This window comes from Shewanella canadensis, assembly GCF_003966225.1.
Classification (GTDB): Bacteria; Pseudomonadota; Gammaproteobacteria; order Enterobacterales; family Shewanellaceae; genus Shewanella; species Shewanella canadensis.
On sequence record NZ_RXNU01000007.1, the window covers coordinates 35,039 to 52,918 of the forward strand.

Below are 17,880 nucleotides of genomic sequence, written 5' to 3' on the forward strand. Positions count from 1 at the left end.
AAACAATGCTACCACCTTGAATATTGTATGCAAAGATTTGAGTGATCATAAACTCACAATGAGAGTATCGACACGTTAAGGATTAAGAGAGCAGCTCTTTTGCCCGCTGAAGAGAGGCGACTTCATCGGTGTTATCAGTCATCGACAACACGTTTTCAACCTGCAGGGACAGTGACTCCCACAAGGGTTCTATCACGGCCAGCTCTTGGAGATTACTCCGCTCACGAGCCAGTTTTAGCAGGGCCGCAGATCCCACGACATCAATTTTACCCAACATACCATCGGCAAGCGCGATACTCAGCTCAATCATAGCGGGTACACTGTGGCCATATTTAATCGCCTCCCGTAAGTACAGCTCGGCTTGTGAGAGGTCGCAACCGAAAGCATTATCGTCATTCAACATAGATTGTGCGCGGGCCAGCATTGCATCTACCTGTCCCTGCTCCGCCGCCTCGGCCATCCACTGCTCACCGGCAATCGCATCGACATCGCAACCCTCGCCTCGAGCCAACATTAACGCTAAATGATACTGAGCATGGGGAAAACCTGCCTGAGCCGCTTTAGCGATAAAATGCTTTGCCTTTTCAAGATCGCCGCGTTGATAAAAAAGGACCCCTAGATTGGCTATCGCTTCTGATTGTTCAAGATCCGCGGCCAGCTGAAGATAATGCAGGGCCTTATCCGAATCAAGTTTAATGCTCTCACCGCCTACCAGATGAAAATAGCCGAGTAGCGCCATGGCATTCGCCACATTCGCCTCAGCGGCGGCCGCGATGGCTTGTTCACCGGCTGCAATATCTGCCTCACCGCTATAACCATGAATAAGGGCAACGCCTGATTCATAGAGCGCATCCATATTGTTAGTGGCGGCTTGAGTAAACCAATATTCGGCTTTTTTGAATGTACTGTCAGACAACTGGTCCGGAGATTCTTGCTCTTGCTCCAACTCGGCTAACGCCTGCTCCTGCTCTCGCTGCATCAAGGCTTTAGTCTTAAGCGACATGCCGACTAAGTATTGTGCCAGAGGATCTGACTCCATCACGGCTCGATAACAGAGATCCCGTCCGGCAAACGAGTCGAACGCTACAAAATGATATTCAGGAAGGGGGTTGGTGGTAACTTGAGTAAATAGAGACGCGACAAGATTCAGCAGTTTCTCTATCGATTTTTCACTTAACTCAAGTAACTGTTCAGAAGTCAGGTGATACTTTTCCGGATGTGCCCCACGGTTACCGTCACCTCGCAATTTGTGCAAAGTTCTGGTCGTACGAACGTTGATCACCCGCTTCCGGTTAAGCGTTTCGATCCTGTCGTACAGATTGGGGCTATCGAAGGTTATCCCTTTAGGCTTAGCCAACAACTCGGTTAACTTATGAGTAAAGCTGCGGATTTGAAGCAGGGCTTGGGTAGGGACATCCCGGACATAGCTTTTGGCTACGGCGTAATCATGACCCAGCTCAGCAGAAAACTGAGTAACGAATTCGACATCAGTAAGCACAACGGAAACTCCGGGAAATCGAGTTCCCGGGTTCTAAAACCCGGGAACGTCTTTAATGTTAAGCCTGCTCTTCCACTTTCGGGCGTGACACCATATATAAACGGAACAGCGCAACGTTGACGAAAAGCCCAATGAAGGCAATAAAGACTTCAACGATCAACTGAAGTGGGAAGCCAACCGCATCTTGTGCTAAAGAGGAAAGCATGCCACCTATCAAGGATAATGGGATATAAAGCATCAACACCAACAGGGTTTTGAATGCTATAGCACCACTGAACTTAAAGCTTCCCTTAATCGCTTCCAGAGGAGTTAATCGCTCGACAACCACCATGAAGTTTACGTAGGCTAATCTGGCGAAAATATAGATACTAATGACCAGTCCCACCAGCCATAACGGTCCGAAGGCAGCAAACATCATCACCGGAGCTAAAATAGCTAAACCAGAGAATACCCCCGCGAGCAGTAGTGGAGGTACGAAACTCAGACTCGTTTTAAGAATAAGAGCCGTATTCGCTTCATGACCTTGTGAACGTATCTCCATAAAGAGTGTTAAAGATGCGATCAACAGAGAGAACACCAGTAGCAACGCCATTACGGCCGCCATATGCAGCGCACCAAACTGAGGATTTTCCAAATCTGCGTTCGCCATCTCCATACCCAACCAAAGTTGAATACCTACCTGAACAAATAGAATAGGAACGGTGAGAGCAGCTAACTGACTAATATGATTGCGAAAGAAGTTATATGCTTCGGTAAATATCGCGGATAATGACATGCGCGTTTCCAATTAATAAATTAAATAAGACAATAAGGCCAATAGAATACCCAAATTTCATATTTTTTGCACAGAAGAAATGGACAATTGGTGAGCTGTCTAACGTAAAAAAGCTGCAATGTTTTTGTTAAAAAAGCTAGAATGCTCGTAATATTCGGATTTATTCACCACTGGAAGGCTAACAATGAAACTATCTGCTGTGACAGGCTTACTACTCGGCAGCCTAATGATGGGCTCACCTGCAACGGCAGGTTGGTTTGACGATCTAACGTCAAAGGAGGAGGTGAAACCTCAGGTAACACAAACCCAGAGCAGTGATCTCGTTGGCAGTGTGATGTCACAACTCGGACTCAATCAGTCGCAGGCGGAAGGGGGTCTGGGTAGCCTATTCTCTTTAGCCCAATCGACATTAGGTAGTGATGATTTCGGACCGATAGCCAGTGCGATTCCCAATATGGACAGCTTACTCTCTGCGGCTCCGGCTATCGATAGTGGTTCGGGGATTTCCGGACTCCTCTCTCAAGCCGGCGATCTGGGTGCTTCTTTGCAAGGTGGCGCTCAAATCTATGATGCCTTCGAAAAATTGGGGATCTCAAAGGAGCTGGCGGTTCCTATGATAGATGTTGTCAAAGGCTACTTAGATGCCAATGCGGGAAATGGCACCACAGATCTCTTGATAAAAGGGTTAGGTGCGATTCTTTAAGCTCAGTATCAGGGTTCACTTTTCGCCCCTCATATCGATGAAAAGTGAACTCTTACCTCTTCTACCACTCTAACCCTGTATGCTTCAATCTTTAGATTATTCACAGGTATTCCATTCATGATTGCGAAATTAAAAAAGTTTCTGAGTTCACACTCACAAGCCGTGACGCCGGAAGAGCAGGCTCGTCAGCTTAATTTGGCCGCAGTGAGCTTACTGTTGGAAGTGGTATTTGCCGACGAGACCTTGTCTACGGAGGAAGCTAAGCTCCTGCCAACATTGCTAACCTCAGCACTGTCGTTGACTCAAGCCGAGGCAGAAGAGTTGATCGATGAAGCGAAGAAGGTACAGGGGAACTCGATTTCACTCTATGAATTCACCCGTGAAATCAATCAGCAATGTAGTATTGAACAGAAGCAAAAACTGATCCTCGCCATGTGGAAACTCGCCTACGCCGATGGCCAGTTATGTCGCTATGAAAATCAGATCATTCGCCGCACATCGGCTCTGCTTCATCTGAAACACAGCGAGCTGATCCAGATGCGTAATCAGGCCATAGAGAGCCAGCGTTGATTTTTCACAACTTAGTTTGTCTGCGGTTTTATAAACTTCAACATATAGCGACTCGTCTTTCCTCTGATAGCCTTATCGAACACAGAGATAGTAAGCGGGTCTGCATCATTCTTAAGAAGATCGGCGCTATCGGTCAATACAAACCCTGCCTGAGTCATCTTGCTAATAACATGCTCTGATGATAATCGATGAAACTCCTGTGCCGTCTCTTTCCCTGCACCGGAAACGGCATCATGATCGATTACCGCAACAATTCCGCCCGGCTTAAGACTATGAAATAGATTGGCAACCAGTTTGTCATCATCAATCTCGGGCCAAGTTTCATCACGGTAATAGATATCATGAAAACCCAGAATATAAAAAACTCTGTCGAGAGAATCTGCCACAAAATTCAGATCGTTGGCCTCACTCAACAGGGGAGTGACATTCGGCAGCCTAGTGGCATAACTGCGTTCATCGAGATCTTCTTTCGCAAAAGGAAGGTAAGCCTGATTATTGTGAGCAATAACCTCCCCTTCTCCTCCGACAACATAAGAGAGAAGTTCGGAGTAATAACCACCTCCGGAGAAGAGATCTAAGACAGTTTGCCCTTGCTCAATCTCAAAGAAAGCCAACACCTCTCTGGGGTGTCGGGTCGCATCCCTTTTAATATCCCTATCTAAGCGAAATTCGGACTGAACCGCGAGACGATATACGTCGTAGATTAATGCTTGGCGAGCACATGATGCGGAACTCAAGGAGAACACGAATAGCGTAAAGAAAATCCCTTTAATTAATTTCATCAGAGCTACCTTCAAAATATTAGCTTCAAAATTTTAGCTTCAAAAGAATAACTTTCAAAAGAATAGCTCCAACCAATAGTTCATAGGTGAAGCATTTGTAAGAAATTAATTCGACAATCAAAGAAGAAAGACCACCCTGGTGAGAGGGTGGCAAACCCATTTGGAGGTTGGGTGCGACTCTAAAGTTTAAGAGTGAGGCAAATAAAATGGCGTCCAGCCCAAGTACATCCTTGTCGTACGGTGGAATAAATTGCTGAAGCAAGCCTGCTTAGCCGAGTGTTCGCCAGTCGACTCTTATTGGTGACTGGCATCAGCTTAATCAGGCCTGTTCAGGCCTAAGTTAGTGACAATTGCTGCAGGAATCCTTAGCCAATGCCTCCTCATGCACCACATGGCAGTCATTACACAACAAGGCGCCTTCATGTTTATTATGAACATCACTGTCCAGTTCCTTCAAGGGCCCGTGGCAAGAGGCACAGGCCTCATTTTCAAAGGCCCCGTCGTCCGAGGGGGCCCCGTTCTCATGGCAGGCTTCACACCCTGACATTTCGGCATGGGAATCAGCAATTCCCCCCGCAAATACCGCTCCAGACAAACTTAGTAGTATTGATAACCCCAAGGCTTTAAACATGGTGAACTCCCAATTAGATAGTTAAGCAACAGTCATTTGTCCGGTATAGAGAATAAAATTACGCAGCAGTAATACTCCAACCAGGCTACAACTGGCGGTGATAGCCACATAGGAGAACTTGCGCTTCGAAGAGGTCTTCATGAAGAGGTTGAATGCCAGTGGTAAACTTAGACCCAGTACGACTATGCCCCCCCAGAATACCCAGCCCCAAAAACCTTCTCCGATAGCTGTTATGGCAGCGACTTTGCTCTGGCCCCCCGAGAGGATGAGTCCGGTGAAGAAGGTAAACAACAGCACCATCTCCACCAAGATGATCGGGATCTCTATATTGTGTATGAAATGCACCTCTTTGCCGTCGGGATCCCCCTTGAGCAACACGCCACCGAGCAGGGTTCCTGCGGCGCCGGAAGACAAGCCGGAGATCAAGAAGAGCAAGGGCAATACCGGATTATTCAACATAGGAAAGGTGGTCAGCGCAGAGAGCAGAAAGCCGGTGTAAGCCCCCAGAGAAAGCGCAAATATGGTCAAAAAGCCCGAAATGCTTGGCTCATGCTTAACCAAAGCATTCAGTAACCGGGTCACCAGAGGCCAACGCCCATTACACCAATTCAATACAGGCTCTTTAAATACACAGATTAACCAGGCAAAGAGGATCAGTTGATAAACCATCAATACGGCAACGCCGACAGACATCACGGAAGTGCCATTGTAAAAAACCAAGATCTTCCAAAAATCGAATGGCTTGGTGAGATCCAACACCAAGATCCCGAGTCCTGCGAAGACGGCCAAGGGAGCGATGAGACAAGCGGCCTGAATGAAACCGGATTTATACGCGTCTTTACCCAGCTTAAAATGCTTGAGCAATATGGCGAAAGATATTGCTCCGGCGGATACTCCTGCCAAAAAAAGATAGATGGCGATCGGCCAATGCCAAACTAGGCCATCAAAATGGAATGGACTCATAGCGTTATATCCCCTTCTTGTGATGCAATACGGAAAACTTTAGGCCGAGTGCCGAGTTCAGTCTTACTGCGATAATTGGGAGCCGACTTAAGTACTTTGACAATATTTGAGTCTGGGTCTTTCAAATCACCGAAGGTTAGCGCCTGGGTCGGACATGCTGACACGCATGCGGGCTGCTTCCCCTCTTTTAAGCGCGTCTCTTTGCAGAAATCACATTTATCGGCGGCATGGGTAACAGGATTAATGAAGCGCACCTGATAGGGACAGGCGGCGATACAATATTGGCAACCGACACACTTCCAGGAATCGACACTGACTATGCCCGTTTCCGGGTCTTTATAAGCGGCCCCGGTGGGGCAAACTTTGACGCATGGGGAATCTTCACATTGCTGGCAAGATTTACGCGTAAAACGAAAATATTGCTCCGGATATTCCCCATAGGGTCCTTCACGCTCAATCTCCAAGCGACTGACCCCCTCGGGTACCTGATTAACTTCCCGGCAGGCGATGGAGCAGGCATCACAGCCAATACATTTCGTTTCATCATGCACCAAGGCATATTTTTTTCCGTTAATTTCCACAGACTCAGTGGAACTCTTAGCAATCGTATAACCCGATGCGGCAACGACGACGGCACACGCGCTCTTAAGGAAGAGTCTTCTTGAGTTTTTCATTGGGTATCCTCCTGGTTATTTGGCACTATGGCAGCCGCTGCACATTTCGCTACGATCAAGCGCTGTCACGCCTATGATAGGGTCGATTTCAGGGTGTAACTGATGACAACTGGCACAATTAACCTTGTTGGAATGCACATCGTGGGTCCAATCGGCCTGACTCAGGGTTTCGACATCATGGCATTGGAGACATGCGGCAGTTTGAACGTCGCTTTTGGCGACAGATTTTGCACCAAATCCGATAAGCTCGGATGCTTTTCTCGGATGGCCAGCCTTTTCGCCGTGGCAGTTTTGGCAGGTTAGATCCAATGCATCATTAGCATGAAGCCCAAACATTTTGCCGTTGCGCTTGTGGCACATGATGCATTGTTTATTCTGGTTTATTTTAAACTCCACTTTCGCTGCAACCGCTGCAGGAGAGAAGGAACCCAGCACCAGCATAAGCATTGAGGCCAGTAGTGGAGCGGCAAATTTATCAATTCTGGACATAAGGAGTCCTCACATAACGAGTGATACTGATTTCTAAGAAAATTAGGAAAGGCGGTGCCGCAGTCGATGCTACGGCACTCAATTGGACTATGCGGCCAAGCCGTTTCTGATAAGACTTTCATCCCACTTTTGATTCTTGGCGAGGTGAATGACCTTAACCCCGACTTCGGCTAACGAATTATCGATAAATTCAGATTGCTCGGGAGAGTTATGCTCAGGGTCGGTGATCACCAGTTTTACCGATGATGATTCACTGTCGACCAGAACATAATCCAAATGACATCCTCTCAAATAGGAGTGGACATCGTCAGGCGTTTCCGCTTTGTCAATATCCAGTATGCTATCGAGACAGGTTCCATATAAAACATTGTATTTATCTTTAACGACCGTATTCAACTTATTAATAAACCCAACCGACTTAGGCTCCATTGGGTGACGGCTAAATTTTATTTTATCTCCCACGGATTCCGTATCGTTTGGTTTAAAAAACTTTATACAGGTCATGGTGAATGTCACTAGAACAAATGGCACCACAAGGAATAACACAAAGTACATAAAAGCATAACTTAAAATGAATGATGCATTCATAAACGCCTCCAAAACTACAGTTTAATTATTTAATTATTTAGTTTCATTTTTAACACGCTGCTAGTATTCGCATTAGCCATTATTAAAACCTTGATTCAAATCAAACAATCAAATTTATTGTTATTTTCATATTTAAATATCAAGACCAGCTTGAATTACCAAATTCAACAATTAACAAACAAACATTTTCAATTAATGAATTTGTTTATTTCAGTATTTAAAATTTCAAAACGAAACATCAAGGTTGAGTGCCAACAAGCAGGAAACAAATATGAAACAGTTGCGGCGCAAGGTGGTAACCAGGAGCCTCAACGAAATTATCAACATTAAAAACAGCTGGTTACGAAAGCGTGTGACATTTCACAGTTAAAACCAATATTCTTCCAGTAATTCAATATTGATATATTTAGTATCGAATATGTGAATAACCAAATTAGTGACTTAGCAAACAGTTTTACAAAGCAACTTGAATAAAATGATATAATAAATTTCAAATTGGTTATTATGGAAGAGCAAATAACATTTAAAAGAGGCATTAACAATGAGGGATATAGCTTTTAGTGACTTGGATTTACTAAGTTTAAATATATTGGTTAATCTCTATGAGAGTAAATCAGCAACTTCTGTATCTCACAAGTTAAACATTCCCGCGCCGAAAATAAGTCGATGCCTCAAGCATGCCAGAGAGCTATTTGGTAATGAGCTATTTATCAGAAAAAAATATGGTCTGGTACCTAATGAATTCGCAGGAAAAATCTATCCCATTGCGAAGGAAATTGTAGAATGTTCGAAAAGCTTGCAAAAGCTACACTGTGAAAATAGCGTCGAACTAACTCACCATTTTGAAATTGCCTCACCAGATCTTATCTCCTACACATTCCCAAAGGTACTATTAACCTCTATTAGGAATGCAGGAAAAGATATGAGCTTTAATATCTCAACCTGCACAAGAAAATCAATAGATAGTATCGTCACCGGTGAAGTAGATATAGGATTGTGCTGCTGTAATATTATTGATGACATCAAGAATATAGATGAGAATCTCGAAGCCATACCATTAAAAAAACTGAATAAACTCTTTCTCATCTGTCACCATGAACATCCAATACTCAAGCAAGAGATCACCTTAGAATCTATTGCAGAGTATCCGTTTGTTAACGTGAATGTTGATGACACCAAACAAAAAAGGAGTCCATTTCAAGCGTATTGCGATGCAAACAACATCCAACTTAACACTGAGATGGATCTCAGCAGTCTATCCGGCATATTTGAATACCTGAGATCGACCCAAGCCGTCGCCTTGCTCCCCTACAGTTCGATATATAACATGATAAACAGTACCCATAACCTGCATGCTTGCCGGATTTCAGATGTCGAGTCAGAGAGACTCTATATGCAAATCAAGGTGCCAACTTTGTATCTGGTTTACAATAAAACCAAAGCAGAGCCTAATCTGCAATGGTTATCGACTCAAATTCAAGGCTTGGTCAACACCGCACTGCACTGATACTTGGCATTATTAATACTGGGACTCGAACACTTAGCCATCTGTACTTGGCATCAATAGTGAGTGAACAAGTACTCACTATTTGGGGGCAAATATCGACACAGACCATACTGACTCGAGTTAAACACAGGTATGACACTCGCCCCTAGCGATTAAATAGCAAGTTAGACTCGCCGGTATCAGGCACCTTTCATCTAGCCAGGTTCGATTAGGGCTCTTAACTATCGACGGCCCGACGTTAGCTAGCGACGAGTGATTTAGCCTGTTCATATTCGTCTTGCATCAAGTCAAGTTTACGCTTCAATATTTCCGACAAAAGTTGAGTGAATTCATTCTCATTAGAATGATGATATTGCAGGTAATAATAATATTTTTGATGCTCTGTCGGCGCCAATTCTTTTTTAGCCTTAGCTAACTCAAGATGACAGAAGTCTGTGGCATCGATAAAGTCAGTATCATCACGACTCTTAAAATATTGATAGGCAAAAATGGATGCGGTACAGCACACGTCATCGGATTTAACGATATGATCCAGCGCCATGTTGTGACAAGAGGTCTTTAAGGTTAGCTTTAATTCCTCACCTCGTAGCTTCACAATGGATTCGAACCAGTTAGGCTTCGAGCCCACCTGGCAGTAATTGATGAAAACCAGTCTATTCTCGATAAGCGATGAATAACTCAGGGGCTTTCGAAAAATGGGATGACCTTTCTTGGCGACGACGAACCGATAACTGACCTCCCCCAATTCAAGGTTTTCTATCATCTCGTGATAAGTCGAGTTAGCAGTGATTGCGTAGTCCAGCTTACCTTGGGCAATCAGCTGGGAAACATTGTCACACCAGGGCTGAATGTTAACGCTCACCTCCTGCTTCAAATGAATACAGACTTCCGATATTGCCTCCAAAAAAAATGCAGACATATGTTCCTGAACCGCAACATTCACGACACGTCTCGCATCCGGCAGAGTCATAGCTACCAGATCTATCTCTTCCAGTGTAGCGACTATCGATTTAGCCAAGGGATAGATTTTTTCGGCCATCAAATTTGGCTGTAAGCCATACTGCTGACGCACAAATAATTCATTCTGGATCACTTCACGAAGGCAGCTCAAGGCGCGGCTGACTTTAGGCTGAGTTGTATTTAACTTCTCAGCCACGACACTGCAATTCTTAAACTCAAATAAACCAATGAGAACTTTAAGTGTGAAATAATCTAACCTAGAGAGTTCCTTTCGCATTAAAATACATCCATGAATATATGTGGATTAAATTTACCATTAAATAATCTTACTTTCCGCAGCGTTAATCACAGATATACATCTGTAACTAAAGATTAAACCTAATCTCAGTATTAGGTAAGCTAACAAACACCAATAGCAAAGATACAATTTGTTACACTTTTCATTATTCCTAACAACTAATAACGAATACAAGAGCGCGGACCCTAATAACAAAAAATCATTTAACACGCTTAAATTCAATGGCTTACTCACGACGCACAGACAGGCAGTAAGATCATCGAGGATAAGTCTGGGACTTGATTATTTACCAAGCAATATCTATGTTCGCAAGTTATATATTAGCTGAAAAATAAAATAAGCAAGTACCAATCATGAACTGAATTGCGCACACAAACCTTACTAATGCAAACATTAAGAACAATAAAAATGTAAAAATAGTAAAGATATAATAACAGTTATATATTACAAAGACTCCGTAACAATATAACTCATGCTATAAAAGCAATTAAAACTAAAGCACATTAATTTTAAATGATATTCATTCCTGTTTAGCATTACTCCTTAATAACTTTTTACTGGGTTAAAAACTCACGTAATACCGTCATCAATATTTAATGGAGCATCGCCCGCTTTTCTTTCGGTAAATTAGCAAGTACTTAGGAGTAGGTACCGAAAAGTGCAACCATCCATATTACTCAGCCGACATCAAATCTAAGGTGAGCAGGGTAGCTAAACTATGGGACTTCTGAAAGGTGCTTAACGCTATCTCCTTCTCGCAACAAAAGACTTCGAAGGGGTCGTTCACGATCGCGATGAATGAACAGTTAGAATGGAAAACAGCTGTTAGCGATGAAAGCTTTAATCGTGTATTAGAGTTAGTGACATGTGTAAATGAACAACTTTCCGATCACCACATTGACAACCTTATATATGATATCGAAGACAAATAATCGAATAATAAGCGTATTCCTTCTGTGTGAGCATATGATTTATCGCCCCATATTACTCTGCTGACCACGTCTTTGCAGATACAAGCGATCCAATTGAGATGATGCTATAAGCACCTGTTTTAATTTATTTCTAAGTTCAAGATGCTCCTCTGATTGAGGCTCGTTAACTTGTTCAGATACAAAGTCAGCTTCGAGTTGCGCCGCATAATGTTGGGTTAAGCGCAGAATAAGATGCTCGGCCTGATTTAAAGAGCCATGCTGAACCTCTTTGATAAACAGCAGATGAAAGCCATCGAATAACACGGACAACACCAGTTCAGTGTCGAGTGAGGTAACAGTAAAACGCTCGTCACTCTCCCGATAGCTCAATGCCGCAATAAGGTTAACGACGCTAGTCATATTGGTGGCCCCACAGAATAGCGCGCACACCTCGGCATCCTGACTTAAATAGCCTTGCAACAGATAGGCAAACTCAGCTTTTGTATGTTGCTGTCCCAATGCCTTAATTACGCTCATCTCTGCTCCCCCTATCGATGTAAGCGAACCGGCATAGAGATAAGCCGAAACACTTCAGCCAATACCTTTTGAAAATCCAGTGCCAGATGAGCAATGCCTAAATAAAAATCGGTTTGAGAATGCTCAATAGCCAGCTCGAAACAGCGCTGTGACCATGGCAACATATGCTGTTGCAGTAGCACGCTTAAGGTTCGACGGACGGACTCATCATCAGGATTGACAGCGAGCTGCCCCAAGAGTTGATCGATAACGGCAAAGTACAGGGCAATATGATCCAAGGGTTGATGATATTCCAGATCAAAGCTAATGCCATTCTGCTTATAAAACGCCATTAGCTCTACCGTCGACTTGTCGTTTAGCAACTGCTGCTCACCAAGGTAGACCGACCCCCACGGCATTGCCGTTGGCTCACCAGGACCAAAGAATAGTTGACCATAATCCAGTTTTAGCTCATCGAGCTGCATAACTGACCACTGAGACAGGTAAGCTGCAAGTGCGTTTCGTCCGGCTTGGTTATCCGATGATGAACCAAACTCAGGCCAAGTTACTGCCACACAGTGCTCTTTGAAGCCTTGCACCATTTCAGCCGTCGGATAGTTAAGCAGGACATTATGTAAAATCCGCGCAATTCCCTGACCGGCTTCAAAATCAAATTTGTTATCTGATGACATATAAATCTCAGTTAAAAGGCGCCCTTAGGCGCCTGACACATAAATTGGAAAAATTAAACTTCTGATAAGTTTAAGATCTTCCCTTCGCCACCCGATGCAGGCTGACCATTCCTGTTCGCTTTAATGATCAAGTTTGGCGAGGTAATACCCGGTGATGGTAGCGGAGCAATATGACCGTCACCATCGCCATATTTAGCGCGTAGGTTATCCATGGTATCGAAGTCCAATGCACGTAGCGGGCAAGACTCGACACATACAGGCTTACGACCTTCTGCGATCCGCTCGAAGCAACCATCGCACTTAGTCATCACCTTACGTTCGCGATCAATTTGCGGCGCATCATAGGGGCAAGCACGAGCACAGCTCTCACACCCGATACACAGCTCTGATGCCACGTGAACCAAACCATCTTCGCGACGCTTATGCATCGCACCTGTAGGGCATGCTTTAACACATACCGGCTCAGAGCAATGGTTACAGCCGATAGACATGTAATAAGCAAATACATTTTGCTCAAAACAGCCATTGTTACCCTTAGTCCATTCTCCGCCACCATACTCATACACGCGGCGCCAAGTTACGCCCTCAAGTGCAGGTAAAGCGTTACCCTCTGGATTGCTATTGTTACGAATTTCGTTGCTTTGACGGTCTTTGCAAGACACGTGACATGCTTTACAGCCACTACACTTAGTGCTGTCTACATAAAAACCATATTGAGTTGATTGAGTCATAATTAACTAGTCTCTTAAATCTTTTTAATGGCAACACGGTTAGTGTGCTGTGGATTGCCTTTAGCAACAGGGCTTGGCTGATAGCGAGTTAGCGTGTTGATCGCACCGCCTTCATCTATGATGTGACCCGTGCTACCAACTGTGTTACCAGGCTTAAACCAGGCACCCTGACCCAATGCAAACACACCAGGTGCGACACGTGGAGTGATGCGAACCTTGACGGCAATCGAACCACGCTCGTTATACATCTCAATCTTATCGCCAGCACTTAGACCGTTCTCTGCTGCATCCATTGGGTTAACCCAAACCGCATCTTCAACCGCTTCACGTAACCAAGGCACGTTGTGGTAACTCGAGTGAGTACGGCCCTTGGTGTGGTAACCCGCTAATTGAATGGGGTAATCGGTGCTGGTGTCTTCATCTTCATAACCATCCCAAGTCACGGTGTACTGAGGAATAGCGGTGATGGTGTCACCTTTAACTTTGGTCGGGTTGTCGACACTATTTTCTTGATCCCAGTTAGCCGCACGCCATGCAAGCTCGGCTGAGTAGATCTCAATCTTGCCACTTGGGGTCGACAGTGCTTTACCGCCCTTGATATAACCTTCCAAGGCAACATGGTTGTCGTTCATGTTTTTACGGAAGAAGCCAATCTCTTGTGCTTCTTTGTAAGTCGCCGGGAAGGCTGGCACGACGCCTAAGTTAGTGCTGCTGTCTTTGGTCTTCTGGTATAACTCTTCGAGCCATTGCTCTTCAGTCTTGCCTTCGGTGAATTCAGCCTCACAACCCATGTACTTAGCAATCAGTGCTGATGCTTCATACATAGACTTACAGTCCCACATGGGCTCAATCGCCGACTTCATCGCCGTGATGTAACCCAGTGCACCGGAGGCATAGCTGTCGTTAACTAAGTCATTTGATTCTAACCAGCTGGTATCAGGCAAGATTATATCGGCAAACTTAGCCCCTGGAGTCATCCAGCAATCACAGCTGACAATCAGCTCAACACCCGTTTCATCTTCTAAGATCTTAGCGGTGTTGTTGATCTCGGCATGCTGGTTCAGCAGCGAGCTGTCTGACGCAGAGATAATGACCTTGATATTGGTGCCCAGTGGCGTATCTAAACCATCAGTACCGCGAACGCCGTGGCTGCGTGCAGTCATGGTTTCGCCGTTATGAATAGCTTCAGACCAGGTAAAGAATGAGATGCTTTCTTTAACCGGGTTGCTGCCAGTTGGAATACCGGCGCGGTACATTCCGCTCATGGATGGCAGTTCACCGTTCGATGCACCTAAGGTACCCAACTTGCCCGTCAATACAGACAGCATGTAAAGCGCGCGCATGCTTTGTTCACCATTGGCCTGACGGTTAACACCGGCGCCAACGACGATATAGGGGGCTTTAGCGTTTTGTAGGTCTGTCGCAATTTGCTCAAGCTGCGCAGCCGGAATACCGGTAATTTTTTCGGCCCACTCAGTCGTCTTCAACGGCTGGTCGGCGTAAATGCCCTGGCTTAAGATGTAATCACGGTAGTTTTCTTCAGGCTTCATCACCTTAGCGTATTCTTGCTTAGTGGCATCACCACTGGTGGCAAAAATTTCTTTTTGCGCAGTAATAGAGGCAGCGTCGAAACCTACGGCATACTGATTGATAAAGCTGAGTGAATTCTGATCGACCCAACCTGAGCTAATCATTTGATAAGCAATAGCTTCTGCAAATGCCGCGTCGGTACCCGGGCGAATAGGCAACCACTTAGACTCTTTGCCTAACATAGAGTCTGTGTAACGTGGGTCAATCATCACGACTTTCAGGCCGTTACTTTTTTGCAGCGCTTTCAGGTAGTCATAACCTTCACCACTGCCGCTTTGGCGGATCTCGCTTGGGTTATAAGCTACACCCAGCAGGAAGTCACTGTTTGCCAGAGTCACCGTCGATGAGCCCGAAGTACTACCTGTACCGAAGGTATGCTTAGCCGCCTCCATCTGCTGTGCCCAAGAGTAGTTACCGTAGGCATTCAGGCAGCCACCGTTTAAGTTAAACAGACGGTTAAAACAGGCATTAGATGCAAAACCATAGTAAGCCCCAGAGCCATAGCTACGGAAAATGGCTTTGTTGCCGTGCTCGGCAATCACTGACGTTAGCTTAGTACCAATGGTTTTTGCCGCTTCGTCCCAGCTGATAGGTACAAACTTACCTTCACCACGCTTACCAACACGCTTCATCGGTGTTTTTAAGCGATCGACGGCGTAGGTGCGCTGGCGTAGTGAGCGACCACGGGCACAGGCACGCACTTGATAAATATCATCGCCGTCGGTAACGTCGTGATCGGTCTCAACGCGAGTAATAACACCATCACGGCTAAACACTTTAACCGGGCAGTTAGAGCCACAGTTAACCAGACAAGATGACCAGGTAATTTGCTCTTCACCTACAGGTGGCTTTGGCGGCACAACATTGGCATCGTCTGAACTGGTTTTACAACCTGTTACTGTAGCTGCACAACCCATGGCTGCACTCATTTTTAAGAAACTTCTACGTTCCATTAATATTTCCTCTTGCGATTTTCCGCACTGCGCCTTAGCGCAATAAATAGCTAAACGACAACATCACTTGGTGCGCGTTATAGTCATGGTTAAGCTCACCTAACGTGGTTAGCCCGGGCACAGCATTCGTCGCGACTTGAGCCGCGTCTGTGTCGTAATATCGTTCATATTGATAACTCAGCTTCAATGCCATCTGTTTGCTCAAGGCATAATCGGCATACATACGCACGCTGTGGTTATAGGAGAAGTAATCACCGTATGGCTGGGTACCATTGGCCGTAACCAGGCTGCCCCCGACCGAGGTGTCACTGATTGAGTTGCTAAACAGGTAATCACCGCCCAAAGTGAGTTTGTCCTGCATCAGACCGCCATAACTAAAGCCGGTACCTATATTGATAAACTCATCTTCGATATCGGCATTCCAGTCCGGACTACTGAAGCTCTGACTACCCGCTTGAGCCGAGTCGATCCACTGCTGACCGGCAAAACCGTAAGCCGATAGATGCTTGCTAAACTGCAGACTCAGATTGACGTCATAGCCAAAGTCTTGTGATTCAGTCAGGCCTATCTCGGTGGCGTCATAGTCATCTTTGGCGTAACGCCCGGTAACATCGATACTCATCCAAGACAGAGGCGAGTGATTAACATTTAGCTCGACGGCATTACGTTTACGATCCGCAAGATAGTACTTGCGCATCAAGGCGTTCTCTTGTGAAGAGGTGACTTCATTCACTTCATAATCCGAGCCACCGCGATTGCCATGGCTGGCTTTAAGATTGACGTTGAACGTGTCGAAGGCGCTGACATTAAGTTTGGCCCACAGGCTATCTTCATTGGTCTGCTCACGTTCGCTATAGCTGCGTTCGACCTCTTTTCTGTCATAACCGGCTTGCAGACGGTAACCACTGGCTAAGCGGTAACTGGCATTGACCTTATAGGTATTGCGCTCAATATCCTGAGGCACATTTTGCTTAAATGAGCCGCTTAAGCCGTTGTAACTGTACTGGGTAAACTCCCACACAGAGCTCTTGTTATCTCGTTTGCTGTAATCAACACTACCGCCTAAACGCAGGCGATTGCTCAACATAGAGGTCACCGCAAAACGACCATCTAAGGTGTCTATCTGCCCATCCCAGCTTTGCAGCGGGTTACCGCTCATCTGGATAAGTGCATCGTCCTGGATCATCCGTCCCGTCACCAAACGGCCGCTCATAACGGTACGATTAAGCTGATACTGGCCTGAGAGTGAAACCTGATGAGCCTCATTATCCGGGGTGGCCGAATAGACATCATTCATATGAGGCAGGCTGAGATCTTTGATGTTATTGCTGTAATAACTACCGAAATAGCTCAACTCAGTTAACCAGTTATCGCCGGATAACGATGCTCCTGCATCGAGCTGCTTAGTGGTGGCATCGACGGGCAAGCCAAAGTTGACCGGACTTGGCGCGACCAGGCTGCTCGATTGATGACCCGTTTTATCTTCCTGGCTATAGCGGATGAAGGTGTTATAAATTCCCTCGCCATAGTTGAAGCCTATCGCCGACTTCTCGCGCTTTAGTGCCAGATCAAATTCATTGGTATAGGGGCTGGGCGTTAACATTCCATCGTTATGCCAAAGCTGACTCTGCACATCGCCCGCCTGATAACTCTTAAGCGATTGATAATCTAACTCCAGTTCATAGAGGCCAGATTTACCCACCTTGATATTGGCAAAGCCATTGTCCATGCCCAACTGATGAGCTTGCATTTGTGCCCGGTACCCGGTCTCATTTTGATAGCGAATATCACCACTCACGGCAGCGATGGCACCATCTTCAGCGGTTCCCAGTGCATTACCTGCATGGATATCATCCACTGAGTTATAACCCGCAGAGACCGAGACTTCACCGCGATACCCACTGGTTGAGACACAACGTTTACACTGGTACTTATCCATATTGATCGAGTCAGTATTGGCGTTACCGACACCGAAGTTTGTAGCCATCGCCGAGCCTGAGACGGCCAGGAGCGACACTGTGATGATATTGAGTTTAAATCTCATGATAT

At 45.5% G+C, this 17,880-nt stretch carries 17 protein-coding genes; 3 read left to right on the forward strand and 14 right to left on the reverse strand.

Annotated elements, in window-relative coordinates:
* Window positions 1–82 precede the first annotated feature (82 nt).
* Window positions 83–1,498, reverse strand: a complete 1,416-nt coding sequence (locus EKG38_RS14205) for a tetratricopeptide repeat protein (RefSeq protein WP_126520899.1) — start codon at window positions 1,496–1,498, stop codon at window positions 83–85.
* Between the two features lie 58 nt (window positions 1,499–1,556).
* Window positions 1,557–2,273: a hypothetical protein gene (locus tag EKG38_RS14210; protein WP_126520900.1), complete on the reverse strand. Its 717-nt coding sequence runs from the start codon at window positions 2,271–2,273 to the stop codon at window positions 1,557–1,559.
* 184 nt (window positions 2,274–2,457) lie between these two features.
* Here EKG38_RS14210 and EKG38_RS14215 point away from each other — a divergent pair, with 184 nt between their 5' ends.
* The gene (locus EKG38_RS14215; RefSeq protein ID WP_126520901.1) at window positions 2,458–2,976 is read left to right on the forward strand and encodes a DUF2780 domain-containing protein; all 519 of its coding nucleotides are present in this window, start codon (window positions 2,458–2,460) and stop codon (window positions 2,974–2,976) included.
* A 117-nt stretch (window positions 2,977–3,093) separates the two neighbouring features.
* The gene (locus EKG38_RS14220; RefSeq protein ID WP_126520902.1) at window positions 3,094–3,546 is read left to right on the forward strand and encodes a tellurite resistance TerB family protein; all 453 of its coding nucleotides are present in this window, start codon (window positions 3,094–3,096) and stop codon (window positions 3,544–3,546) included.
* Window positions 3,547–3,557: 11 nt separating this feature from the next.
* Here the strand turns inward: EKG38_RS14220 and EKG38_RS14225 are convergent, their stop codons facing one another.
* The 6 genes from EKG38_RS14225 to EKG38_RS14250 all read right to left on the reverse strand — a co-directional run bounded on the left by EKG38_RS14225 (window position 3,558) and on the right by EKG38_RS14250 (window position 7,673).
* Window positions 3,558–4,328 carry a class I SAM-dependent methyltransferase gene (locus EKG38_RS14225; RefSeq protein ID WP_246033171.1) on the reverse strand — a complete coding sequence of 257 codons (771 nt, stop codon included), beginning with the start codon at window positions 4,326–4,328 and terminating at the stop codon, window positions 3,558–3,560.
* A 340-nt stretch (window positions 4,329–4,668) separates the two neighbouring features.
* Window positions 4,669–4,959: a cytochrome c3 family protein gene (locus tag EKG38_RS14230; RefSeq protein WP_126520903.1), complete on the reverse strand. Its 291-nt coding sequence runs from the start codon at window positions 4,957–4,959 to the stop codon at window positions 4,669–4,671.
* Between the two features lie 21 nt (window positions 4,960–4,980).
* Window positions 4,981–5,922, reverse strand: coding sequence for a cytochrome c nitrite reductase subunit NrfD (gene nrfD / locus EKG38_RS14235; protein WP_126520904.1), 942 nt, complete (start codon window positions 5,920–5,922; stop codon window positions 4,981–4,983).
* Entirely contained in the window at window positions 5,919–6,596 is a 678-nt protein-coding gene (locus tag EKG38_RS14240; RefSeq protein WP_126520905.1) for a 4Fe-4S dicluster domain-containing protein, read from the reverse strand. Before EKG38_RS14240 ends, nrfD begins: the two co-directional genes overlap by 4 nt.
* A 15-nt stretch (window positions 6,597–6,611) precedes the next feature.
* Entirely contained in the window at window positions 6,612–7,085 is a 474-nt protein-coding gene (locus tag EKG38_RS14245; protein ID WP_126520906.1) for a multiheme c-type cytochrome, read from the reverse strand.
* 87 nt (window positions 7,086–7,172) lie between these two features.
* The gene (locus EKG38_RS14250; RefSeq protein ID WP_126520907.1) at window positions 7,173–7,673 is read right to left on the reverse strand and encodes a DUF2726 domain-containing protein; all 501 of its coding nucleotides are present in this window, start codon (window positions 7,671–7,673) and stop codon (window positions 7,173–7,175) included.
* 541 nt (window positions 7,674–8,214) lie between these two features.
* On the opposite strand from EKG38_RS14250, the gene EKG38_RS14255 reads away from it, so the two are divergent.
* Window positions 8,215–9,180: a LysR family transcriptional regulator gene (locus EKG38_RS14255; protein WP_126520908.1), complete on the forward strand. Its 966-nt coding sequence runs from the start codon at window positions 8,215–8,217 to the stop codon at window positions 9,178–9,180.
* Between the two features lie 238 nt (window positions 9,181–9,418).
* Here the strand turns inward: EKG38_RS14255 and EKG38_RS14260 are convergent, their stop codons facing one another.
* From EKG38_RS14260 to EKG38_RS14285, 6 genes are all read right to left on the reverse strand, one after another.
* On the reverse strand, window positions 9,419–10,417 hold the full coding sequence (locus EKG38_RS14260; protein ID WP_126520909.1) for a LysR family transcriptional regulator: 999 nt from the start codon (window positions 10,415–10,417) through the stop codon (window positions 9,419–9,421).
* A 992-nt stretch (window positions 10,418–11,409) separates the two neighbouring features.
* The gene (locus tag EKG38_RS14265) at window positions 11,410–11,886 is read right to left on the reverse strand and encodes a hypothetical protein (RefSeq protein ID WP_126520910.1); all 477 of its coding nucleotides are present in this window, start codon (window positions 11,884–11,886) and stop codon (window positions 11,410–11,412) included.
* Window positions 11,887–11,897: 11 nt separating this feature from the next.
* Window positions 11,898–12,557: a TorD/DmsD family molecular chaperone gene (locus EKG38_RS14270; RefSeq protein ID WP_126520911.1), complete on the reverse strand. Its 660-nt coding sequence runs from the start codon at window positions 12,555–12,557 to the stop codon at window positions 11,898–11,900.
* A gap of 53 nt (window positions 12,558–12,610) precedes the next feature.
* Window positions 12,611–13,288 carry a DMSO/selenate family reductase complex B subunit gene (locus EKG38_RS14275; protein ID WP_126520912.1) on the reverse strand — a complete coding sequence of 226 codons (678 nt, stop codon included), beginning with the start codon at window positions 13,286–13,288 and terminating at the stop codon, window positions 12,611–12,613.
* Between the two features lie 14 nt (window positions 13,289–13,302).
* Entirely contained in the window at window positions 13,303–15,831 is a 2,529-nt protein-coding gene (locus EKG38_RS14280; RefSeq protein ID WP_126520913.1) for a DMSO/selenate family reductase complex A subunit, read from the reverse strand.
* Window positions 15,832–15,865: 34 nt separating this feature from the next.
* The gene (locus EKG38_RS14285; protein WP_126520914.1) at window positions 15,866–17,875 is read right to left on the reverse strand and encodes an MtrB/PioB family decaheme-associated outer membrane protein; all 2,010 of its coding nucleotides are present in this window, start codon (window positions 17,873–17,875) and stop codon (window positions 15,866–15,868) included.
* Between the last annotated feature and the right edge of the window lie 5 nt (window positions 17,876–17,880).